The organism is Levilactobacillus sp., assembly GCF_022646225.1.
GTDB lineage: Bacteria > Bacillota > Bacilli > Lactobacillales > Lactobacillaceae > Levilactobacillus > Levilactobacillus suantsaiihabitans.
The window spans coordinates 185,877-209,590 of sequence record NZ_JALCJA010000002.1 but is presented as its reverse complement, the minus strand read 5'-3'; the positions used below and the strand labels follow the sequence as shown (position 1 = coordinate 209,590).

The following is a 23,714-nucleotide window of genomic DNA, read 5'->3' as shown; positions in this document are numbered from 1 at the left end:
CACGCCAATGTCTCTCTGGAGCGCCCTTTTACTTGGTCCGTGCTCAGCCAGTTGGGCAAAGTCCCTCAATAGACTCACAATTTTCCCTAATAGTTGTGGCATCCCAATGTACTCACAAAAGATATATTTAATCATAATTCTGTTACCAACGGGATAAACGTGGTAAACTAACATGCAAAGGAGGGGTCACGTATGAAAACGTCATCTCAAAATCCCAGCAAGTCTCAGCGTCTAAATATTCGTATCGATAGCGATTTAAAAACAGAAGCACAACAGGTCTATCATCATCTAGGCCTCGATATGTCTACTGCTGTCACTTTATTCTTAAAGCAAAGTGTTATCGACAAAGGGCTCCCCTTTCGTCCTAACTTTGAAAATGAAGATTCATACACACCAGAAGAGGCTCGCCAAATCGTTCATTCAGACCAACTTAAAACGTATGATAGTCTCGACGATTTGTGGCAGGATTTAGATCATGAAGATTAAAGTCTCCCCGCTCTTTCGCCGCCAATACAAAAAAATGCAGAAAAAACATTACCCGATTGCATTAATCAAGACAGCTGTGCAGGCCATTGTCGTACAAGACACCACTAAGCTCCAGCAACTCCGTGATCATGCGCTTACCAACAATTGGGCCGGATTTCGCGAATTACATCCCACAGGGAAGAATGACAACTGGATTATGATCTACAACATTACTGAAGAAGATGAACTCGTCTTAACCCTTATTCAGACTGGCAATCACGATGTTCTGAATATCTAGTTACGCTATGTATGGAGCACCCCGACAATCACTGCCGCGGTGCTCCTTATTTTTACACGACGGGCTTCGCTTCATGCACGGCGGCCTTGACCTGGTCGCCTAGCCGGTGGATGCCGGCGTCGATGACCGTGGGCGTCAGGCCGCTGAAGCACAGGCGCAGGCTATTGTGGACGTCGCGGTTCGGGTAGAAGTTGGTGCCGGGCACGTAACTGACGTGGGCCGTCGGCGAGATTTGTTCGCGCAGCAAGGCCCCGGTGTCGATGTCTTTAGGCAAGGTAACCCAATCGAAGAAGCCGCCCGCGGGCGTGGTAAACGTCGCCTCATCCGGGAAGTATTTGCCCAGCGCCGCCACCATCGCCGCGCACTGGACGCGGTAGTGGTCCTTGAGCACGTCGACGTGAGCGTCCAGGTCGTTCGCCGTCAGGTAGGCGTCGATGGCCGCATGAGTCACGCCAGTTGCCTCCAGGTCGCTGGCCAGCCGCACCTTCATGATAGCGGCCAGCAGCGTGTCGTCGGCCACCAACCACCCGGTCCGTAAGGCGGGCATCAGGATTTTTGACAAACTGGAGATGAAGACCACGCGGCCCTCGGTGTCAAAGCTCTTGATGGCTGGCAGCGGCGTTTGCTCGTAGCCCAGGTCCCGGTATGGCGAGTCCTCTAAGATAATGAAATCATAGCGGTTGGCCAGGGCGACTAGCTGTTCGCGCTTGGCCACGCTCATGGTGATGCCGGTCGGGTTGTGGAAGTCTGGCACCGTGTACAACAGCTTGATGCCAGGATGGCGTTTTAAGGTCGTTTCCAGCGCATCTAAGTCGATGCCATCCGATTGGAGGCCCACCCCGTAATATGTCGGCTGATAGAGGTCTAAGGCCGCCAGCGCGCCCACGTAGGTCGGCACCTCCACGGCTACCTCGTCGCCCGGATTCAACAGGGCCTTGGCGACCAGCTCAATGGCCTGTTGCCCGCCGACCGTTAAGACCACGTGCTCGGCGGTGGTCGTCACCTGGCCCCATTTGCCGATTCGCGCCGCTAACTTCGCCCGCAACGCCGGGTTGCCCTGGGGATTTTGGTACTGAAACAGGTGCGCGCCCTGCTTGGCAATCGCCGTATTGAAGGCCCGCTGGACCGCCGCCACCGGAAACAGACTTTCGTTCGGGCTCCCCGCCGCAAAGGAAATCGCGCTGGGATCCGCATCCTGGGTAAACAAGCCACTCAACGCAGACGGCACATCCGGGTTCGCCCGGGTCGCCAACAAATCTTTCAACATGGTCATCACACCTTTCTGACAGCCACGGCTGCCGCAACTTTCTCGAAATTTTTGGTGGGCGGGGCCAAACCCCTGCCGCTAACCTTGCGTTCATGATAGAATATCGGTGCGCGAAAAGCTGGGTCAACTATCTGGAAATTACGTGAATGTTATTCATCTTTACCAAGGGTGGTGGGGGCGTTATCAATGGGCCGGGCATTGCGCTCCTCACGGTAATTTTGCGCACGCTGCGGATTCATACTGGCGCGGGCGATAACCCGTGACCCGCAGCGTTTCGACTCACCGGTGTGCCCCCTTTACCGCAGTGGCCCCACCGATAATTCACCGCCCCAACCACCAGTCGACCGTTCCCCTGGCCCCGCGCTTATGCTAAAATACGGGTAATGAACAAGCGTGTTCACCTATTTTCAATTTACTTGAATCTCATTCATCTGACTAAATTCGGGGGTGTCGTCGATGTTACCTTTTGCTTACCGCGTCTTTCAAGCTATCGTGCAAGAACAAACCTTTTACCGAGCGGCCCAAACGCTGAACGTCACGCCCTCAGCCATCAGCCACTCCGTCAACCAACTGGAAAAGGAACTGGGCTTTCCATTGTTCATCCGCAACCGGACCGGCGTGGAACTGACACCGGACGGGGAAAATGTCCTCCCGCTGATTCAGGGCGTCATCAACGCCGAGGACCGGCTCCAACAGGCCGCCGCCAACATTAACGGCCTCAACGCTGGGTCCGTGCGACTGGGCGCCTTCTCCTCGGTCTGCATCACCTGGCTGCCACCCATCATCCGCCAGTTCAAGCAAGACTATCCGCAGATTGCCATCAACCTGGAACAGGCCGGCTTCAGTGACATCGCCGCGGCGGTCAAGACCGGGCGACTCGACCTGGGACTATCCGCGTTGCCAGTAGCCGAAAAGCTCACGGTCCTGCCACTGGTCAAAGACGAGATCTACTGCATCACGCCAGCCGATTTCATCCCCGCCAACCGGACTACAGTCACGGCCGCCGACTTGGTCGATCAAAATTTCATCCTCCAACGCGGCGACTACGACAAGGACACCAAGGCTGCCCTCGACCACTACCAGATTCGGCCCAACGCCCTGCGCTTTTCCATCGACGACCAGTCCATCTTGGCCATGGTCGAGGCCGGCATGGGCATGGGCATTTTACCCGAACTGGCCCTGGAACGCGTCAGTGGTAACGTCAACGTCTACCCGTTCGACACGCGCTTCTACCGGACGATTTGTCTGGTCGTCAACTCCGAGCAGGCCAAAGCGCCATCGACGGCGAAGATGATCGACGCCATCACGGCCTACGTGGCCCAGGCCTATCCGGATAAGGTGCTGGAACATCCGCATGTGGGGTAGCTAGGTTGGGCTGGCCGTCTTACGTTGTTCATACTGGCCGCCTTGCTACTGGCACCACCGACATGCGAACCGTCAATCAGCTATTTACGAAGAATTAGCATAATATCTTGACTAACATTAAAGTCACCGGCAACCACCCGTTTAGCTGACACGTGGTTGCTGGTGGCTTTTTCGATTGGGCTTTGCGTCCGGCCGACTGCCCATCAACCATCGCCATCCCGCCCCACCACTCTCCGCCATTAATTTAACAGATATCCCGCAAAAAAGTCGTCCCCTCCCCGCTTTATAATGATATAATTAAAAAGTAATTTCACGTCTACATAAATGAAGGGAGAAATCATGAATAAATTAATCAAAACCACCGCCGTGAGTCTTGTTGCCCTCAGCCTGGGCGTCTCATCTTTGCCGACCACGACCTTACCCGCACTGGCTAAGACCAAGGCAGCCAAGGTCCTCAGCACCAAGAAGCTGAAGAAGACGGCTTACCACGCCAAGGGTGGTTACATTTACGCCAACAAGAAGCTGACCAAGAAGGCCCACAAAGCCTTCAAGTACCTGAAGACCACCTTCTACGCCACCAAGTCCGTGAAGCTCAAGAAGCGTAACGGCAAGACGGCCACTTACTACTACGTCAAGAACAAGCGTGGCAACGTGAAGGGCTGGATCTGGAAGGGCAACCTGAAGAAGGTCAACACCAAGGCCTTGGCCCGGCGGAAGTCAGACATCAAGCACGTCTTAGCGGCGGTGCGGTCGATGTCTTCTGACGACCAATCGTACGCTTTAGAGGCGTTTAAGGATATTACGACTAGCAATGCTTATTCTTCCAGTGGCCTACCGTCCGCTATTCAAGAAATCACCGGTTACACCGCCAAAGATGGACAGGCTATCCTTCAGGCCACAGCTAGCTTCAAAGGTCGGTTCAGCTCTGTGACCAACGCTAAGTTAGCCGCCATGAGCGACCAACTCGCTGAAACGATTGCGGCAAGCGACGACCCCAATGACGATTGGGACATCCGCGAAGCAAGCAATAACCTCGCAGATACTCTGGCCGATGCCGTTGAGACGTTAGACTAATCTCGCTAAAAGGATTACCGATTCACACAAATACCATCAACGTTACTGCCAGGATTGGCGGGACGTTGGTGGTATTTTTTTAATTCTATGTAAGCCACACCGCCAAAACAGTGTGGCTGCGGTCAATCAAAGGCTGACCATCAACTAGTCCTTAGCGGTGCTTGCGTTTCAATTTCAAGCCAAGCCACCCCAGCATCCCCGTCAACAACGCCACGCCCCAGACCGCAGACGTCGGTTGGTCGTCCGTTTGCGGCAGGGTCGTCGCGGCCGTTGGGGCAGGTTGGTCCGCCACCGGTCCGCTGAGTGGCGCAGTCAAATCGACCGTTGATTGGACCGGGCTGGTGGCTGGCGTCGCAGGGTGACTGACGCCACTGCCCAGTGACGTTGGGGTCGCTGGCGCACTGGTCCCCGTGGTCGTTGGCATCGGTTGCGGTGTCGCCGGCTGATCACCTGCGTCGCCCGTTGTCACGGGTGCCGTTGGGGCGGTCGGTTGACTTGGCGTCGGCGCTACCGGTGTGGGCGTCGGTGCAGGAGTTGGTGTGGGTTGTCCCACGCCCTGGTCACCACTGCCCCCGGGCGTACTTGGTGGGGTCGGCGTCGTGGTGGTCCCATCGCCACTCGGCGTCCCAGGTTGCGGGTTCGGCGCTGGGGTGGTTGACGTATCACCACCGCCACCTGGCGTGGTGACCGTCCCCCCATTGCCACCATCGGGATTGCCCGGCTGTGGGTTTGGCGTCGGCTGTGGGGTCGGCATCGTGCCGCCATCCCCAGGTTTCCCCGGCTCACCCGGCTTCCCAGGTTCTGTGGCACCGCCATCGCCATCTCCTGGCGCACCCGGGTCGGTATCGGTGTCCCCGCCACCTGGCGTTTCCGGTGCATCTGGGTCGACCGGCTTTTCTGGGTCGCTTGGTTCACTTGGAGCTTCCGGTTTGTCCGGCTCACCAGGCACTTCTGGCTTCTCTGGCACGCTGGGTTCTTCTGGTTCTTCTGGTTCTTCTGGTTCTTCTGGTTCTTCTGGTTCTTCTGGAATTTCGGGCTCTTCCGGAATCTCCGCGTCAGACTCTTCCAAGGCATAGACGTAGGTCACGCTAATGTCGTCGGTGCCCCAGACCCCGGTGGCGTTGGTCGGTCGGCTTTGTAAAACGTAGCCGTTGACTGTGACCGGAGCCGTGGTGTATTTGTCCCCCAGATTACCGGTCGGCAGGACCTGGTCCGGCGCAATCGTTTCGCCTTCCTGGTCGACGTGATGGACCGTGATTGTCCCCACCGTTTCCGGCGCGGTCTGCACGTCATACGGACGGATGACCGTGAAACAAGTGACGCCGCCCAGGCCGCCTTGACCAATCATATAGTAGTAATTGGCCAGCGGCTCCACGTGCTTGTTGGGCTCGTTAGGATTTTCCCAGGTCGTGTTGCCGGGTTTTTGCGTCGGCAATTGGAAATACAAGAGTCCGCCCGACCCCGTGGGGAAGCCCATGGTCGACGCATCGACCGACGTATCCGCCGCATGGTACACGTGATACGTTTCCTGGCCGTCCCACGATGACAGGAGTTCTTGGTATTCCCCGAGATGGAACAGCTGGAGCAGACTGCCGTCAAAGTCATAACAGGTGATGTGCATTTCCGGCTCGGTATTGCTAGGCTCGACCGTCAAGTGCGGCATGAAGATCAGCTGGCCGGGGTGTTTCTTAACTGAATGCGCGATACCCGGGATCTTGTTCAACGGCCGAAAATCGTTGATGGCGTTGTTGGCGAGCTTGAGCGAGGTCAGATTGACCAGCGTGCTCAGTGGCCACACGTTGTTGATGCGGTTGTTGCGCAGGTCTAATTTTTTCAACTGCGTCAACATCATTAGCGGCGTCACGTCCACGATGTCACCGTGCGTCCACCCGGGATTTTGCGTGCGGTCCACCGTCATGACCAGTTCTTCCAGGTTCGTGGCAAATTCCAGCCCCAACAGTGAAAATGGCGTGTGGCCGTCGATGTGGGTGTCGACGCCATTTTGACCGTTTACCACCAATTTCTTCAGTAACAACATGTCCTCTTGGTCAATGTCCGACAGGTGCTTCCAGGTCTTCCCCGGGTTCGGCAGCTGCTTCAACGCCCGGAAAACGGCGAGCTGGAGCTGACGGTTGGGCATCCACAGGTCGATCAACATCAGGTCGGGGTACCGCGACTGGTGTGTAGTCGCGGGTTTGGCCACTTCCGTTTGGACCAGCGGCACCGCAGCCAGGCTAGTCGCTGCCAGAGGCGCGGTCGTCACCGCCGTGCTCAACCCCGGCACCGGTTTGGTCAGCGTTGGCGCATCCGTCAGCACCAAGTCTGGCAGGCCCACCGGTTTCGTGGTGCCCACGAGATCGTCGGTCGTTGGCGTGGCGGTTGTGACCGCCGGGGTGGCAGTGGCCGGCGTCACGGGATCGACGGTGGCCGCGGGTTTGGTCGTCCCCACCGGTTCGGCATCGGTGGCCGGGGTGGATACCGTGACCGGGTCGACGGTGCCCGCTGGCTTGGTGGTGCCCACGGCGTTGTCGGTCGTTGGCGTGGCTGGGTCTTCAGTCGTCGGCGCGGCCGTCACCGGGTCCGCGGCACTAGCCGGCGTCACGGTTACCGCTGGTGTGGTCGGGGTCGCGGGCACCACTGGTAATGCTGCGGCGTCATCGGGGGTGGTGACGTCATCGACCGTTCCCGCGGGTTTGGTCGTGCCGATTGGCTCCGGGCTGGTCGCTGGCGCGGGGGTTGCGGTTGTATCCGCGGTCGCGGCCGGTGTGGTATCGGCCAGGGTCGCAGTGCTGGTCAGTGCGGCACTAGTCGCCGCCGCGTCTGGTTCGGTCGGCGCGGCGACGGTCGGCGTGCTTTCACTCGGGGCCACCGCCGTCACGGTCGAAGCCGTGGTCGTAGCGGTCTGTTCATCGGCCTGTGCGGTCACGCCCGCCGATAGTAACAGGGCGCCGCAGACTAAGCCGGCAAATACCCAGCGTTTGCCACTTTTGTACATCTTATAGTGTGTCTTGGTTCCCATTGGTTTTCTCACAATCATCTTCCTCCCAGTTGCGTTAAGCTTGGTGTTTCTAGGTTGGCCAGGCGGTCTCTTCACGTTCAACCAACGCTAACGAGATTCAGTATAACTGGTCAGATTAACGCTGTGGGGAATGGTTAAGAAATTGAATCAATCTTTTTGAGGCGTGAGTTTCACGTTAGTTTCACTTATGCCAAGATAACGTTTTCCATCACGCATCTTCTATGTAGGCCACCCCGCCGAAACGGTGTGGCTGTGGGACCTCGTGCTTAGTGACGCTGACGTTTCAGTTTGACGCCTAACCAGCCTAACATCCCCGTTAATAAGGCCACGCCCCAAATGGCCGACGTTGCGTGGTCGCTAGTCTGCGGCAAGGTCGTCGCGGTCGGTGACGTTGATGCAGCCGCCACGGAGGTGCCAGTCGGCAGCGTTGGCCGCGCGTGGCTGTGGGCCAGTGCAGTGACTTGACTCGTCTGACCCGGGGCCTGATCGTCCGGCGTACTTGGCGCGGTCAACCCTGGCAAGGCCGTGTCCTCGGCGGCATCATCCGTGACCGCAGTTCCAGTGGTGCCCGGTTGTGGCGCAGTGCCCGGCGTGGTCGACCCGGGGTGCGAACCCGTGACCTGATCACCGGTTCCCTGAGTGCCCGGCTGGTTGCCTTGACTACCGCCCTGGTTGCCGTCGCTTTGACCGTCGCCTGGGTCACCCGGTTGTTGATCATGGTCGCCACCAGGTGTCTCGCCGCCCGGTGCTGGTGCTGGTTGGCCCGGTTGCTCCGGCTGACTCGGTTGGCCTGGTTGTTCTGGCTGACCTGGTTGACTCGGTTGCCCTGGTTCACCTGGCTGTCCCGGTTGCCCCGGCGTCGTTGTGTTGCCACCACCATCCGTTCCTGGCGGCGTCGTGTTGCCGCCCTCTTCCGTATCGGCCTCCTCTTCCGCGTAAATGTAGGTCACGTCGATGGCGGTCTCCCCGTACACGCCCGTGGCGTTGGCCGGCGTCGTTTGTAAGACGTAGTGCGGCACCGTGACTGGCGTCGTCGTGTACGTTTCACCGACCAGCCCTGGCTTCAACGTTTCTGCCGGGGCAATTTCCTCCCCCGTTTCGTCCACGTGATGCACCGTCACGTTGGCTGCGTTGTGGGCAATCGCGTAGGGTTGAATCACCGCAAAGTCGATTGACCCAAAGGGCTTGTAAACGCCGGTCAGGTAATAGTAGTCCGTCAGCGGGTCGACGTGGATGCTGTCATCGCCTGGCCAAGACGTGGCCCCCGGCTTTTGATCCTGAATATAGGTGTAGTTCACGCCCCCCTGACCGTCCGGCTGCGGATTGCCGCCCGTGAAGTACACGTGATACGTGGACTGCTCGTTCACATGGAAGAGTGGCTGGGCAACGGCGGCGGTGGCAGTCAATTGGACCACTTCGCCATCGATCGTGGTACAAGCCGCTTGGAGGTGGCCGGTGCGATCCGCCTCATTGATCAATACCGGATCGAGGAAGATGAACTGACCGGTATCGGTAAAGCTGCCGGGTTCCCGCGGCACGGTGTCTTTCAGCGGCGAAAAGTCTTGGATGGCATTGTAGGCCAACGCCAACTGCTTGAGGTGTTTCAAATTGGCCAGTGGCGTCACGTCTTTGATCCGGTTGTGTTGCAGGTCCAAGACGGTCAGCTGTTGCAAATTAGCCAACGGCGTCACGTCTTCAATGTCGCCGAAGAAGGCCCCCGGCGCCACGTTCAACGTGTTGGTCAACATCAACGTTTCCAAATTGACCGCGTGCTCCAGACCCACCAGCGAAAATGCCGTGTGGCCGTCGATGTAGGTGCCCATGCCGTTGTGGCCCACGGCAACCAATTTCTTCAGCCGCGCCAGGTCCTCTTGGGTAATATCATCGACCGTGCTCCAGGTCTTGTCGCTGGCATGTAACTTCTGTAGCGCCAACAAGACCATCTGTTGTAGCCGCTTATTGGGCATCCACAGGTCGATGGCCGGCGTCTCCTTGGTGTGGGCCACCGTGGCCACAGTCGCGGGCTTCGCCAGTTCGGCTTGGACTAACGCAACGGCCGGCTGGGTCCATCCAGTTGTCAGAACGTCTGGTAAAGTCGTCGGGTCGGGGCGCGTAGTCGAAACACTCACCGAGTCCGCGGTGGCGACCGGGGTCACGTCCAGGGCTGGTCGAGTCGTGGCGGCCGTCTCCAGCGTTGGGTGGGCGACGGTCGGCACCACTGCCGTTTCCACGATTGGGTCGACGGTAACTGTTGGCGTGGCGCTGGTCGTTGCCGTTGGGACGGCGTCGATAGCCTGTCCGTCATCGGTAGCCGGCGTCACGGGATCAACGGTCGCCGCGGGCTTGGTCGTGCCCAGCGGTTCGTCAGTAGTGGGCGTCGCCGGGTCAATTGGTGCAACGACTGGGTCAGCCTCCCCGGTCGGCTTGGTCGTGCCCACAGGGTCAGCGGTCGTAGAAGTGGTCGTTGCGCCCGAGTCAGCGGCGGGGGCTGGCATGGTCACAGTATCCGCAACGTTATCCGCCGTCACGGTGACCGCCGGGGTGGCCGGGACTGCCGGCACCGCAGTCGTGGTCGTCGTCTCATCCGGCGTTACCGGTGATGGCACCACGTCGTCAACCGTTCCCGCGGGTTTGGTCGTGCCGACAGATTCCACGGCAGTTGACGCTGCGGGCGCCTCACTGGTTGTGGCCGGGGTGTCAGTCGCTGCGGTCGCGGCGCTCGGCGCACTCTCACTAGACCCCACCGCCGTCACGGTAGCTGCTGTCGCCGCACCAGGTTGCTCATCGGCCTGGGCCGTCACCCCCGCCGATAGGAATAAGGCACCGCTGATCAGCCCAGCGAATACCCAGTGTTTGCCACTTTTATACATCTTATAATGGGTTTTAGTCGTCATTTCTTTTCTCACAATCATCTTCCTCCCAATGGCGCTTATCTGAATAGTCCTCAGTAACGGTGGCGTGTCTGCGACATCGCCTACCGTTACTAACGAGATTCAGTATAGCGGCTCGGCTGAGCTACGGGGAAAACGGTTAAGAAATTGAATCAATCTTTTTGAGGCGTGAGTTTCACGTAAGTTTCATTTATCCGTGTATAACGTTTTCAATCGCGCAAGGTCATCATCCGAAGATGGGACGCCCCTGCGGCGGACGGGACGGACGACCACGAATCTTTTGGCGGCAAGCAGGTACCCCATTGGAAAATTGATCACTATGCCTATACCCCCTCACCCTAAATGTTGGCATATGATACGCATACACTCCCCGCCGAAGGATGACAGGCGCGGCGCCAGCTGTGTCGACCCAGTTAGCTGGCGTTTTGGGCCAGGTTACTGGGTGGGACGACTTGAGAGACTTGCGATTTAGGCAAGGCTTTCAAGCGAGGTGGAAGCCCGCTCTTGGGCTGGAGCCGTTCCCCATAGCAGGCAGAACGCCTGTCAGCCGCAGGCACCGCACACATTTACCAATTATGTAGCCAAAAATGGCCGGCCTCCTCGCGGGGAAGCCGGCCACCTTCAGGTTGACAGTTCAGTTGAATTCGGTTGTGTTAGGCGATTGGTGCTGGGTCGCCCATCAAGGTCGTCTTGGTCGTTTCGATGATGTCGGCGCGTACGGGCGTAGCGTACAGGTCCACGCCATCCTTGTTAAAGAGCTTGGCAGCGGCGATCTGCTTCATCAGATTTTCCACTTCCGGGGTGGTCAGCTCCGTGTTGACGTACTTCAACCGCAGGTGCTTGATCCGCAGGTCGGAACCCTTAAAACTCAATTCTAATGCTTTCATTTAATAACTTCCTTTCGGTTGGCTGAGTGAGTGACGTTAGGCAACGGCCGTTTGCGTGGCCACGGTTGCGGCGTGAAATGGCAGGCCGGTCAAGCCAGCGAGGTAGCCGCCAAAGGCTTCGATCTGTTTGGCTTCCGGTGCGGCAACCGCGTTTTGCAAAACGATCTTAACGGGGTGGTCGACATCGTTGCCTAAGATAAAAGTGATGGTGGTCTTCTTCCAGTTGGTTTGCATGGTGGTGCTCCTCTCATGTTGCGAATTTTTATAAGTGATTGGCCAACCCTTATACTCTTACTAACGAAATCCAAACGGAATTTGTAACCCCCTGAGGGCAAATTAATTTAAAAAGTTTTCGGGCGGCGTCAAATGATTGACCAAACGGCGGATGAGCGTGCGCCGCCATTTGTACACCGTATTGTGGCTGACGCCGTGTCTGGCGGCGATTTCGTCGGCCGTCAGTTGATCGACCAGCGTGCCCACTAGAAAGCGCCACTCGCCGGTACTGCCGGACGCGCCGATGACCCGTAACAGGTAGCGGCGGAAATCCTGCTGGCCGATGGCGTCTAAAATGTCCGCGTCACTGGCGACGGTCTCCAGCAGTTCCGTCTGGTCGCCGTCCTCCTGGCGGTCATTTTGCTTGCGGTCCCGGCGCAACCGGTCCAGCAAGGCCCAGTAGATCTTGCGCTGGGCGTAGGCTAAAAATTGGTGCGGCTTGGCCTCCGGGTCGTCGGGAAAATCGACGTAGACCTCCGGGAACAACAGCCGTGCCTCTTGCAGATAGTCCTCGTAATCGGGGTGCGCCGGGCGAATGTGCAGGCGCTTGAGCGTGGCGTACAAAATCATCTCGTGGTCGCCGGTATATAGAAATTTATAAGCAGCAGCGTGCGGTGTAGGTTTCATAAATGAATCATCCTCTCAATTCTGATGATCCATGGCCATGGATTAGCCCCTACATTACCGGACGTGGCCGGCCCGCGCCACTGTCGAATATTTCGCCAAAACCCCGGTATTTTGCCCCTATTTTCCGGTGCTTGTGGGCCGCAACTTTACTCAGCCGCGGTGGAACTGGCTTTCGTCAAAATAACGAATTTGGGATTTTGTGGGGTATTTTTATTTTGGCCGGGAAATTTATTTTAAAAAATTTTTGCCGATTGCTAGGAGCCACGCCACCCCCGATTTCTCGCCCCCAGTCTGTTTTTTTACCCCGATTAATCCGCTTAACTGCGAAAAAATTTTGTCTGTTTATGTTCAGAGCGTTAAAATTTGTGGTATAAATGATTATGTAACCAGTTACAACAATACTTATTTGAGGGGACTTTGAGTCATGAGAAAAGCAGTTTTGTTAACGGCCGCAGCCACGGCTGCCCTGCTCTTTGGCGGGACGACGCTGGCCCACGCCAAGACCTATACACAACACGGTAACGCATTGGCCAACTACAATGTCAACAAGTATAAAACCGTGAAAAACAAGAATATGTTCGTCAAGCGCTACACCTTCCAGCAGAGTTACTCGAACATCTTCCAGACCAGTCCTACCAGCATTTCCAGCACCAAGGGCAAGAAGGTCACGTTCAAATCCAACGTTTTCCTGCCAGTGACGTACAACCGCTCCGCTGACTGGGGCAACCCCCAAAGCGAAGTGCTGACCAAGGATGGCAAGACCTTGTACGAACTGATCACCACCAGTTCGCAAAGCACGGAAGGCTGGATCGTCCGTTACAACTTGGGCGCACTCCGGAGTAAATTTGGCATCAGCACGTCTCACATGGACGCCCTGCGTCGCGCCACTTACGACCACTCCGTCAACCAAATGACCAGCACCGACAAGGCCATCATGAAGTACATCAAGATTGGGCCGAAATTTAACACCGGTCACGGTCAATCACTGGCCATGAACCCTAAGAACGGCCAACTCTGGTTCATCGGCGCACCCGTTAAGATTCACTCCAATGTCCAACAGGTCTCAACCAAGACGTTGAAGCCAACCAAGAAGATCAAGTTCATGTTGAAGAACACCGTTACCATGGGGTCCAACCTGACGTTTGACAAAAAGGGCAATGCCTACTTCTTTACCTACTCCAACGGCGGCTGGGCACCTAAGGGCGCAGTCAAGATCTACAAGGGTAAGATCAACAAGAAGTCAGTGAAGTTCCACTTGGTTATGCAAGGTCTGCGTTACCGTCCAGGTACCAAGCCACAGTCCATCGCGTACAACGTTAAACGTAACCGGTTGTACTTCGTCTCCGACAGTAGCATTTCATCCGTGCCCGTTTCCAAGCTGGGCCATTTGAAGGCTAAGCAGGTCGAAGCCACCAACTTGAGCGGCAAGCGTGAGTTTGAAGGTATCCAGTTCACCAAGAACGGTGCGGGTTACCTGATGACCAACAAGGGTGCCGAGTTGATGAAGACCACAACTAATAAATTTTAGCTTATAATCAAATTGGGTAGTCGCCGCGAGTGGTCCACGGTGACTACCTTTTTTGCGTTCTTCCGTTTTATGTTGGTTACTTGGTGAAAGCCTGCCGCTGCTTGCGCCTACCTTATCCGTTGGTTACACGGTGTGTGCTGGCCGCCTTACCGTTCGCTAGAGATGAGTCGGAACGCTGAGGGCGTCGGCCCGAGCCACAGAGCGGTCTCGGACCTCAACTTGGAGCCGATGGCCCGCGTCTCCAAGTTGCCAGTTCCCTAAGTGCCCTGGCCCGTGGCACTAAGGGAACTCCCACAGCTGAACTCATCTCTAGCGAACTCTCGGCTTTGGTAGTGGTTGTCCATGACGGTTGAGCCAACAGTTGCCCTTAATGTAGCTGAAAATTTCAGGTAGCCGCCGGGGACCACGCTGCTGACACTGATTGCGTGGATGACAGTCACAAACGTTGTGGCCGTCATCCACTACTGCCGCCAGTCATCACGACCCAACGTTGAGCAACCTGAATCCCTGACGGTCGCAGGCACTATCGCCACACACCCCCACTACGACACAGCCACGTTGACGGTACCGATAAATCAACCGCTGCTGACAACCATCATTGTAGCCGAGAGTGGCGCGAAATCTAGGTTCAGCCGGGGAATTTGCCAGTGGGCTTTGCTGGTAAATTGGTGACTTTGAGACGTGGTTTTCGGCTCAAAGCAAGGGCTGAGACCGGGCTTGGGCTCAGGCCGTCCTCCCCCAGCGTTCCAACCTAGATTTCGCGCCACGGTAGGCGGCCAGCACCAACTGCGCCAACTTTAGATAGCTGAAACGTGCGCCAACAGGCAACTGGTTCCGCTTAACAAAGCAGTTAATTTCACAATCGGTACCGAACGAGTAAACAAACGGTCGCCGCAATGTTATACTGGCACCGAGGTGGGCTTCAACCCATCTGTGAAACACACCATAACTCAATCTCCAACAAAGGGAACACTGATGTCGCGGTCGGCATCGATGGTCCCTTTGCTAAACCAAAAACGTGCACCGACCCTCTCTGTGGTCAGTGCACGTTTTTCGGTGAAACAACGCATCGAATTGCGGCTAGCGCTACCGATTGGCATTTACCGGTAGGCAGCTGGCAAATGATTTGATCGTCAAATACCCCGGCAATCACCCCATCCAAAAGCTGAATGGTCTGATTGTCATCCACCACGTTTAATTGCAGGTGGACCGGCTGTTGACTGCGCCAGGCTGCGGCGAGGCGCTCACTGACGACCGCCGCAGTTTGTTCAGGCAAGGGCCGTTCCACCTGCTCGGCCGCATGCATTTTGGCCAAGGCGCTGGTGTGATCGGACAAGTAGAACCCGCCCCACTTCAACATGCCGCGGTCGTGATAATCGCGGTGAAAGAAGTTCTGGGCGAGGTCGTCGTTGTCAGTTTGGTGCAAGATCATGACGCGTCACTTCCTAACGAATCCAGCGCTGACTCAGTGGCCAGCGCACGCGACCGAAGTCGACAAAATGCAGCGTAAGCGCCGTTCCCTGTCGGACCTGGTTGAGGACTCGCTCCAAGACGGCCAGGTCGGTGGTGCGCAGTGAATGCAGCGGAATCGACCGTTCGCGATGATTTTTTCGTTGAATGTCCAAGAAGAAATTGAAGACGTGGCCGTACTGATTATTGACCACATCCAGGCGGTATTGACAGTGCCACTGGGCCGTAAACAGGGGCTGCAAGCGACGTAAAATCAACTCAGCTTCCTTGGTCTCATCAATCAAAGCTATTCCCCCCATTGTGGCCCCCGACCAGCGCGGCCCGGCGTAACATGGTGCCGCCCTTCAAGAGGCTGCTGGCCGGAATGACGGCGGTCTTGCCAAAGCGGTCCCGCAGTTCGTCGATGACCCGGTCAAATTTATCGTCCTTGATCTGGCGTTGGGGGTCTTGAAACAAGTCCAGTTGCAGCCGGCCGCTGGGGCTCAGACGTGACAGACCGACCCCTAGGTTGCGGACCGGTTGGCCGTCCCAATTCTCCCGAAACAACGTCACCAATTCCCGGATAATCGTTTGGGCGTTGTCGGTCGGGTCGATGCGCCGGCTGTGGTGTAAGCCGCTGCGGCCATCGTCGGCTTGGCCATCCCAAGCAAAGCCGACGTACAGGCTGATACAACTGGTCTGTTGCTGGTGGTGGCGCATGCGGGCCGTGGTCTGCAGGCCGATTTCACGCAAGACCAGCTCGATTTCACTTTGCACGCGGTAATCGCGCGGCAAGACCTGCGAATTGCTCCAGCTCTTCTCCTTGGGCGGGCGCACCTGGGTGAAATGACTGCGGTCGATGCCCCAGGCCAGCGCAAAGAGTTGCGCACCCATCAGCCCCATCGTTTGCTGCAACTCATACGGGTTCACGTGGGCCAGCTCACCCATGCTGTGGATCCCCAGTCGCTGCAGGTGCGCGGCGGTGCGGTGACCGATGCTCCACACCTTGGTCAGCTGCGTGATGGGCCAGATATATTGCGGAACCGTCTCGTAGGTCAGACGGCCGATCAACTCGCGGTCGTGTTTGGCCTGCAGATCCAAGGCCAGCTTGGCTTGAACGGGGTTCTCCCCAATGCCGACCGTCGTGTACAGGCCCAGCTCATGACGAATCCGCAACTGAATCTTGCGGGCGACCTCCTCTGGCGTGCGGCCAAACAACCGCCACGACTTGGTCATGTCCAAGATGGACTCATCGATGGAATACGGAAATAAATCGGCATCGGTCACGTACTCGCGAAAAATCTTATTGATGGCCAGATTTTTTTGAATGTAAAGGTTCATCCGCGGCGGCACCACCAAAATGCGCGGGTCACGGGGGACCTCGTATTGCCGGGAGACATTGCTGATGCCAAAGAGCTTTTTGGCCATCGGCGACGCGGCCAAGACCAGCCCCGAACCGGTATTGTCCGCTTCCGACATCACGACGATCACGGATTTCAGCGGGTTCAACCCCCGCTCCACGCTCTCGACGCTGGCGTAAAACGACTTGTTGTCGATCATAAAGAACATCCCGTGTGGTTCGTGGCTGTAGTCCATGGCACGTTTCCTCCCTTCGTTGTTCTCATTATACGAACACTTGTTCTAATTTGCAAGGGGAACAGCGAAATTAATCGCTAACTTTTTGGGCAACCCACTGGCCTCGTTTTCCAGAATCATTCAGGAAAAGATTCACTTGCTTATCCCCTGATTAGCGGCCGTGAACATAGACCGATTTTGTCCACCAACCCGCCACCCTTTAAACTAACTAAACCACCAATTTAACAGTCCGGTTATGCCATTAAATTAACTAACAGATTGTGGGATTACCTTATTTTAGTGGCTTTTATTTGGTAGTCGTGTTAGAATGTACTTGTGAAGTTAGCCCTAGTCAACTAGCTTCCTCAACTTTTAAGCAGGTTTCGATTTGCCGCACTTAAACACGGTGAAATCGGACCTGTTTTTTGGTTTTACCGGACCAAACCAGGCTGTTACAGCTTTTTGGGTGTGTCCAAATGTATGCGCTTACCAATCGAATCTTTTCAACCCGTGTGTATTTAAAAAAAGACCTAGTTCCGAATGATTCTCGGAGCTAGGTCTTTTGTGATAGAAGCTATTCAGGAGCGGCCGGTATTCATCGACCACCCTCGACTAAAGTCACAGGTTTGTGGGAACAGTCTGCTAAACTACCACGACCATTACTTTTGAAAAGCGCGCCGCATGGCCTGCGTGTCGGCCAAGGGGTCATCACTGCGCGTCAACAGGGTGATGACTGCGACCCCCGCGGCTCCTGTCGCCGCGATGGCTGGCAGAGAGTCGACCGTCACGCCGCCGATTGCCACGATGGGCACGTTGGCCTGCTTGACCAGCGCGGCCAGACCGTCGACACCCATGGCCGGATCGGCGTCATCCTTGGAAACAGTCGGGTAGATGGGACCGCTACCGATGTAGTCGATACCGTCAATCTGGTTGGCCGCCGCCACCTGAGCCGCCGTGTTGCACGACAAGCCCACGAACATCCGTCGATCATCGACCTTTTCGATGACCTGCTGAATCTTCTGGTCGCTTTGGCCCACGTGGATGCCGTCCGCATTTAGCAAGATGGCCAGATCCACGTCGTCATCCACGATAAACGGGATGTTGGCCTCGTGACACTGCACCCGCAAATCGCTGCCCAGCGCCAACCGCTGCTCCTCATTTAACGTACTGGCACCCTTGTCTCTGAACTGAAACGCCGTGATACCGGCATCCAGCATGGTCGCCAACACCTTACGCAAATCTTGACCGGGAACGTCTTGGCTCCCCGCCACAAAGTAGGCCCGTAACAGGCCTGGTTCAAACGTCACTGACATTATTCAGCGCCTCCTTGATTGTAAGCCCAATGGTTCAATGGTCCGTGACCGTGGCCGACCGCGATGGGATTGGCGATGGCCGCTGTCACGTAGTCCTTGCCCAGGCGAATGGCCGATTCGAAATCCTTGCCCTTCGCCAGTTCGGCGGTGATGCAAGACGACAGCGTGTCGCCCGTGCCGTGAGTCCGCACAGTATCATAGCGCGGTGCCGTCAGCCAAAATGACCGCCCGTCATCTAGTAACACGAAGTCACTGGCCTTATCCGGCGTGGCTTCGTGGCCGCCCTTGATGATGATGTTCTTGGCCCCCAGGTCTTGGAGTGCCACGGCAGCCCGTTCCATATCAGCCGCCGTCGTAATCTTTTGCCCGGTCAAACGTTCGGCTTCCGGCAAGTTAGGCGTCAACACATCCGCCAGCGGCACCAGCTCTTCACGCACCGTGGCCACGGCATCGTCGGCCAACAACGCCGCCCCGCCCTTGGCAATCATGACCGGATCGACCGTCAATGGACCGAACTGGTATTTTTTCAAATTTTCCACGACGCCATGCACGTGAGCTGCATCGGCCAACATCCCCGTCTTGCAGGCCCGAATCTTCAGGTCTGCCGCTAGTGAGGCAAATTGTTCGTCAATTAATTTTTGCGGCAAGGCCATAAAGTCCTGCACACCCAGTGTATTTTGCGCGGTCACCGCGACGATGACGGCGGTGGCGAAGACGTTGCGCTCTTGCATCGTCTTCAGGTCGGCCATCACGCCGGCCCCACCCCCGCTGTCGGTCCCAGCAATCGTTAAGGTTTGTGGAAATTCATTTGCCATTGTTACTCATCCCTTCTGGTTCTACTTCTTTGATGATTAAATTATTGATAGGTTGTGGAAACTGTCCGCCTACCGCGGCACGAAATCTAGGTTGGAACGCTGGGGGAGGACGCCCCGAGCCAAAATGCGGTCTCGGTGCTTGCTTTGAGCCAGAAATTCGCTGTCTCAAAGTCACCAATTTGCCAGCAAAGCCCACTGGCAAATTCCCCGGCTGAACCTAGATTTCGCGCCACTCACGGCTCCGATTGTTGCTTATCAATCACCCTTACTTGAATAATCAACATGCCGTCAACGAGAACGACAACCATCTCCCCCAAAGCTGGGCGTTACGCTATCCAACAACAAGGTCACTACCCTGCCGGAGATCGCCGGGGTGGAGCCGGCTGTGTCGACGGTGTTGGCTGGCGTCGTTTGCCAGCCTACAGCGTGGGACGACTTTGGAGACTGGTGGGTTGCGCCAGGCTTCAAAGCGAGGCGGCAGACCGCCCTTCGGCTGGAGCCGTTCCCCATAGCAAGCGGAACCCCGGCAGGCGTAGGCACTGGTTTCCGCCATTTTCTGGATAAGGCGGCCAGCCCCGAAACATTTATTATTCGAAAGCCGCAATGCCTTCGATTTCCGCGACGGTGGTGGTTTGGAGCTTGTCGAGGAGCTTCACGATAAAGGTCCCCGCTCCCAGATTAGGCGTGGCTTCCGCGACCAGTTGGCCGATGGCCGCAAAGACCAGGCAGGCCGTTTGGGCCGCTTCAAAGTAGTCGTCCGTGACCGCGCAGAAGGCCGCCACGATGCTGGAGAGCATGTCGCCCGAGCCAACGTGGATCTGGAACAATTTCGTCCCGTTCAAGACCTTGACCGCCCGCTCACCATCCGTGATGACGTCCGTGGGGCCAGAGAGGATGACTACGCACTTTAATTTCTGCGCGCAGGCCTTGGCAATCGCCGTCCGGTCACCGGTGCCTTCGCCGGCGTCAATGCCCTTGGCCTGCCAGTCGACTCCCGCCAGTGCCGCAATTTCACCGGCATTGCCCCGAATCACGTCGGGATGAAAATCGTTTAACAGGCCGGTCGCCATTTGCATCCGGTATTTTACGGCGCCGACAGCCACTGGGTCGATCACCAGCGGCCGGTGTTGCCGGTTGGCGGACTGCCCCACGGCGCGAATCTGGGTGACCTGCGTGGCGGTGACGGCCCCCAGGTTCAGGCACACCGCCCCCGCCAGGCCAACCATTTCGTCCGCCTCGGCCACCTCTTCGGACATGATGGGCGACGCGCCAATCGCGTTGATGCCGTTAGCCACGTCCTGGACGGTCACGAAATTCGACACGTTAAAGACAATCGGGTTTTGTGCCCGTAATTCATCTAGCAAAGCCACTTTCATTGGTAATTCCTCCCTTGAATTGGTCCCGTAAACGGCCACTTCTAGCATACCCGGCCGGTGACACAAACCTGCGGGGTACGCCATGCATTTAACGGCCACCTAACGAACCACTATGTGAGCGCTTTAATTTTCCACCAAACAAAAAGCGGGCCCCGCCTCACGTTCAGTGAACCGGTGGCCCGTTGTGGGTGCCACGACACGTTCCCTTCGCAAGTCTGAACTTGACAGGTTCCAAGGGATCACGGTCGCCCGTATCTCAGCCCAGTGTGGACACCCCTAGTGTTGGTTTAAGTTAAGTATAGCAGGTTTAGCTGTCGACGCAACGCTTCTCATATTAATGGGTAAAACGTTGAGCCGCCTCACCAACGACGTGCCACATGTGGTCGATCATCTTGTCGGACATAAACCGGCGCGCCAGCAGCACCTGACTACCGGCCCCCGCATGATAGCGGGTCTTGGGCCGGCGCGACAAGGCAGCGCGGTCGACCAAGCGAGCAATCACGCGCGGCTGACTGGCAAACTGTTTGGCCACCGTCAAGACGGCCGCAGCCCGGTTCGCCGTTGGCCGGTAAGGACCCTGCGCCGAGGTGGCTTTCAAATGGTCGGCGGCGATGTCGGCCCACTCGGATTGAATGGACCCCGGTTCAACGACGATTGTTTGAATCCCCAACGGTTCCAGTTCTAAGCGCAAGGTATCCGACAGACCTTCCAGCGCAAATTTGGACGCCACGTACCAGCTGGCCATGGGTTGGGCAATCTTGCCGTCCACGGAGGTGATGTTGATGATGCGGCCGCTGTGTTGTTGGCGCATCATCGGCAGGACAGATTGGATCAACCGCGCCGCCCCGAACAAGTTCACGTCGAATTGGTCGCGGGCCTGATCCATCGGCACCTCTTCCAAGGCCCCCAGCAGGCCGTAGCCGGCATTGTTGACCAAAATATCCACGCGGCCGGTCTCACTAACGATGCGGTCCACCACCTTTTCCACGCTGATGGGGTCCGTCACGTCCAGCGCCAGCGTCGTGATACCCAGGTCGTCCAAATCATTCATCCGACTGACCCGCCGCGCACCGGCATAAACGGTGACGCCATTACGGTGCAGGCTGCGGGCAATCGCGTTGCCAATCCCGGACGAGGCCCCGGTGACCAAAGCTACTTTTCTGTGTGTCATACTTATCCCTCCAATTGGGTTTTCCTATCTAATTTTAAAATCCGTTACCCCTAGCATAGCGAATAGGTGTAAGCGATTGCAATTAATCTGGCAAAGGTTGCGGCTAAAATTAACGCGCCGATTGTCGTAATGATGGTGTTCTGGAAACTAAATCTAGTGAAACCAGACGCCTGCGTCAGCCAGGGTTAAGGCAACTGTTACTGGCATGCACCACAGTAGCCGAGAGTTCGCCAAATATGGGTTCAGCCGTGGGAGTTGCCTTAGCGGTACGGTTTATGCCGCTTAGGCAACTGGCGTCTTTGAGACGTGGGCTTCGGCTCAAAGCGAGGCGCCGAGACCGTCCTTTGGCTCGACCCGTCCGCCCAGCGTTCCAACCCATATTTGGCGAACGGTAGGCGGCCAGTTCGCCTTGTGAGGCTGTAAACGACTACTTTTGACGTCATGGGATGGCCGCGTCTGGCTGACCAGGCGGAATCAAAGCTAAATCAGCAGCTGCTTGCGGTCGTTGTAGAAGCCGCGGTAGGCCCAGTAACAGGCCAGCACCGAGCCAATGCTGGTCGCCGACATCAACATGAACGTGACCATGATCTGATACTTAATGGCCCGCACCGGATCGACGCCAGCGAAGATCAGCCCGGACATCATCCCCGGCAAACTCACGATACCCACGGTCTTGGCCGAGTCAATCGTCGGCTGCATGCCCGTCTTGATGCTGTCGCGCACGATTTCCTTAGACGCATCCTTCAAGTCCGCCCCCAACGCCAATTTTTCCAGCACAGCCTGGCGCTCCTGCTTGAACTGGGCGTTGAGGTTGCGATAACACAGGCCGATAGCGACCATCGAATTGGAAGCAATCATCCCGGAAATCGGAATCATTTGCGACGGGATGAATTTAATCGCGCCGGCCAACATCAAAACGCCCAGCGTGACGCCGGTACTGATGAGAATGGCGCCAATGGAAATTGGCAAAGCCCGCGGAATGCCGTTACTACGCTGCTTGGCGTTGTAGCCGGCGTTAAAAATAATGATTAAAATCAAAATGGTCGTCAGCCAAATGTGGTCGACGCGAAAGACGTATTTCAACAGATACCCGACTACAAACAGCTGAACGACGGCGCGGATGACGCCGATGATCATGTCGCGGTCGATGCCCAATTTTTCCTTCCAGCCAATCGCTAACGCAATCACGACCAGGCCGAGGGCCAACAACAAGGATTGATTATTCACAGCTAAATTCATTTGGCACCTCCCACGATGCGGCCGTCTTTGATGGTGACCAACCGGCTGGCCGCGTCGATTTCCGCTTGGTCATGGGTGATGGCGATGATGGTCAGGTGGTCTTGCTGGTTGAAACGCTGGATGAGCGACCAAACGAACGCCTTGTTTTCGGCATCCAGTCCGGCCGTGACCTCGTCTAAGATCAAGACTTCTGGGTAGATCATCACGTTGCGCAGTAAGGCCACGCGCTGGCGTTGACCCCCGGACAGGTCCGTCACCGCCTTGTCCAAATCACTGGCCGCCAGCCCGACGACTTCGAGGCCTTCCACGGCGCGGTCCTGGTCAAACGGCCGCTGGCGAATCTGGTAAGGAAATTGTAAATTGTCCCGGACGGTCTCACCGAAGAGCGTCGGCTGTTGGAAACTGTACGACACCCGCCGCCGGTAAGCCACCGGATCATAGCTTTCAATGGGTTGCCCGGCAAAGGTCAGGGTCCCGCTGGTCTTACTGAGCAGCGAGGCGATGATGCGAACCAGCGTGGATTTGCCCCCGCCGGATGGCCCGGTCAGCGTCACCCATTCCTCCTTGTCAATCGTCAGGTTGATGTCGGTGAGAATCGCCGTGTCATCGACCTGGTAACCCACGTGCTCGAGTGCAATCAAACTCATGCTGTCGCTCCTTTCTGAAATTAGTTTTGGTGGTTGGCGGGTGGTGGTTGGCGTTGAATGACGATGAGGCTGGCCGCCTTGCCGTCCACCAAATAGGGATTGGAACGCGGTGGGCGGACCGGTCCGAGCCTGAAAAGCGGTCTCGGTCCTCGCTTTGAGCCGAAGTTCACGTCTCAAAGACGCCAGTTGCCTAAGCGGCATGAACCGCGCCGCTAAGGCAACTCCCACGGCTGAACCCCTATTTGGCGGACTATCGGCTACAGTGGTAGCTTCAAGTAGTCACCGGTTTGATGCAAGCGTCATCCAGTCGAATTTCAGCCAACAAGGATGCCACTGATCATCCGTAAAAAGTCTCAAACGGCAATACGACTGGCTGTGACCACAGATTGAATTAACAAAATCACCTAAAATCGGATTAACTCGTAACACCAGCCA

General features: G+C 56.7%; 20 protein-coding genes and 1 riboswitch. Of the genes, 5 read left to right on the top strand and 15 right to left on the bottom strand.

The window, feature by feature from the left end; all coding sequences use genetic code 11:
* The first annotated feature begins 192 nt into the window (after positions 1–192).
* Complete coding sequence (locus LKH74_RS03720) at positions 193–486, top strand: type II toxin-antitoxin system RelB/DinJ family antitoxin (protein WP_287788244.1); 294 nt, start codon at positions 193–195, stop codon at positions 484–486.
* Entirely contained in the window at positions 476–763 is a 288-nt protein-coding gene (locus tag LKH74_RS03715; RefSeq protein WP_287788243.1) for a type II toxin-antitoxin system RelE/ParE family toxin, read from the top strand. The genes LKH74_RS03720 and LKH74_RS03715 overlap by 11 nt, the downstream gene beginning before the upstream one ends.
* 52 nt (positions 764–815) lie before the next feature.
* On the opposite strand, the gene LKH74_RS03710 is transcribed toward LKH74_RS03715, so the two are convergent.
* Positions 816–2,030: an aminotransferase-like domain-containing protein gene (locus LKH74_RS03710; protein ID WP_287788241.1), complete on the bottom strand. Its 1,215-nt coding sequence runs from the start codon at positions 2,028–2,030 to the stop codon at positions 816–818.
* Between the two features lie 456 nt (positions 2,031–2,486).
* Between LKH74_RS03710 and LKH74_RS03705 the strand changes: the two genes are divergently transcribed.
* On the top strand, positions 2,487–3,395 hold the full coding sequence (locus tag LKH74_RS03705; RefSeq protein WP_135367076.1) for a LysR family transcriptional regulator: 909 nt from the start codon (positions 2,487–2,489) through the stop codon (positions 3,393–3,395).
* A gap of 339 nt (positions 3,396–3,734) precedes the next feature.
* Positions 3,735–4,469, top strand: a complete 735-nt coding sequence (locus LKH74_RS03700; protein ID WP_287788239.1) for a hypothetical protein — start codon at positions 3,735–3,737, stop codon at positions 4,467–4,469.
* A gap of 151 nt (positions 4,470–4,620) precedes the next feature.
* Here the strand turns inward: LKH74_RS03700 and LKH74_RS03695 are convergent, their stop codons facing one another.
* The 5 genes from LKH74_RS03695 to LKH74_RS03675 all read right to left on the bottom strand — a co-directional run bounded on the left by LKH74_RS03695 (position 4,621) and on the right by LKH74_RS03675 (position 12,166).
* Positions 4,621–7,500 (bottom strand): MucBP domain-containing protein, encoded by a 2,880-nt coding sequence (locus LKH74_RS03695; protein ID WP_287788238.1) that lies wholly within the window; start codon positions 7,498–7,500, stop codon positions 4,621–4,623.
* Between the two features lie 254 nt (positions 7,501–7,754).
* Positions 7,755–10,394 (bottom strand): MucBP domain-containing protein, encoded by a 2,640-nt coding sequence (locus LKH74_RS03690; RefSeq protein ID WP_287788237.1) that lies wholly within the window; start codon positions 10,392–10,394, stop codon positions 7,755–7,757.
* Between the two features lie 638 nt (positions 10,395–11,032).
* Entirely contained in the window at positions 11,033–11,266 is a 234-nt protein-coding gene (locus tag LKH74_RS03685; protein ID WP_287788236.1) for a DUF2922 domain-containing protein, read from the bottom strand.
* A 36-nt stretch (positions 11,267–11,302) separates the two neighbouring features.
* Positions 11,303–11,500: a hypothetical protein gene (locus tag LKH74_RS03680; RefSeq protein ID WP_135367081.1), complete on the bottom strand. Its 198-nt coding sequence runs from the start codon at positions 11,498–11,500 to the stop codon at positions 11,303–11,305.
* A 102-nt stretch (positions 11,501–11,602) separates the two neighbouring features.
* Positions 11,603–12,166, bottom strand: a complete 564-nt coding sequence (locus LKH74_RS03675; protein ID WP_287788234.1) for a sigma-70 family RNA polymerase sigma factor — start codon at positions 12,164–12,166, stop codon at positions 11,603–11,605.
* Positions 12,167–12,590: 424 nt separating this feature from the next.
* Between LKH74_RS03675 and LKH74_RS03670 the strand changes: the two genes are divergently transcribed.
* Positions 12,591–13,694 (top strand): hypothetical protein, encoded by a 1,104-nt coding sequence (locus LKH74_RS03670; protein ID WP_287788232.1) that lies wholly within the window; start codon positions 12,591–12,593, stop codon positions 13,692–13,694.
* Between the two features lie 1,039 nt (positions 13,695–14,733).
* Here LKH74_RS03670 and LKH74_RS03665 read toward each other — a convergent pair.
* From LKH74_RS03665 to LKH74_RS03625, 9 genes are all read right to left on the bottom strand, one after another.
* On the bottom strand, positions 14,734–15,126 hold the full coding sequence (locus LKH74_RS03665; RefSeq protein WP_287788231.1) for a hypothetical protein: 393 nt from the start codon (positions 15,124–15,126) through the stop codon (positions 14,734–14,736).
* A gap of 13 nt (positions 15,127–15,139) precedes the next feature.
* Positions 15,140–15,448: a hypothetical protein gene (locus LKH74_RS03660; protein ID WP_135367085.1), complete on the bottom strand. Its 309-nt coding sequence runs from the start codon at positions 15,446–15,448 to the stop codon at positions 15,140–15,142.
* The gene (locus LKH74_RS03655; protein WP_287788230.1) at positions 15,441–16,739 is read right to left on the bottom strand and encodes a Y-family DNA polymerase; all 1,299 of its coding nucleotides are present in this window, start codon (positions 16,737–16,739) and stop codon (positions 15,441–15,443) included. The genes LKH74_RS03660 and LKH74_RS03655 overlap by 8 nt, the downstream gene beginning before the upstream one ends.
* Before the next feature lie 638 nt (positions 16,740–17,377).
* A complete protein-coding gene (thiE, locus tag LKH74_RS03650) occupies positions 17,378–18,031 on the bottom strand; it encodes a thiamine phosphate synthase (RefSeq protein ID WP_287788228.1) in 654 nt (217 codons plus the stop codon).
* Positions 18,031–18,846 carry a bifunctional hydroxymethylpyrimidine kinase/phosphomethylpyrimidine kinase gene (gene thiD / locus LKH74_RS03645; protein ID WP_135367088.1) on the bottom strand — a complete coding sequence of 272 codons (816 nt, stop codon included), beginning with the start codon at positions 18,844–18,846 and terminating at the stop codon, positions 18,031–18,033. Before thiD ends, thiE begins: the two co-directional genes overlap by 1 nt.
* 587 nt (positions 18,847–19,433) lie before the next feature.
* On the bottom strand, positions 19,434–20,222 hold the full coding sequence (thiM, locus tag LKH74_RS03640) for a hydroxyethylthiazole kinase (RefSeq protein WP_287788226.1): 789 nt from the start codon (positions 20,220–20,222) through the stop codon (positions 19,434–19,436).
* 184 nt (positions 20,223–20,406) lie between these two features.
* Positions 20,407–20,510, bottom strand: a riboswitch (TPP riboswitch).
* A 46-nt stretch (positions 20,511–20,556) separates the two neighbouring features.
* Positions 20,557–21,393, bottom strand: coding sequence for an oxidoreductase (locus LKH74_RS03635; RefSeq protein WP_287788225.1), 837 nt, complete (start codon positions 21,391–21,393; stop codon positions 20,557–20,559).
* A gap of 480 nt (positions 21,394–21,873) precedes the next feature.
* Positions 21,874–22,632, bottom strand: coding sequence for an ABC transporter permease (locus LKH74_RS03630; protein WP_135367091.1), 759 nt, complete (start codon positions 22,630–22,632; stop codon positions 21,874–21,876).
* On the bottom strand, positions 22,629–23,279 hold the full coding sequence (locus LKH74_RS03625) for an ABC transporter ATP-binding protein (protein ID WP_135367092.1): 651 nt from the start codon (positions 23,277–23,279) through the stop codon (positions 22,629–22,631). Before LKH74_RS03625 ends, LKH74_RS03630 begins: the two co-directional genes overlap by 4 nt.
* Positions 23,280–23,714: the final 435 nt, after the last annotated feature.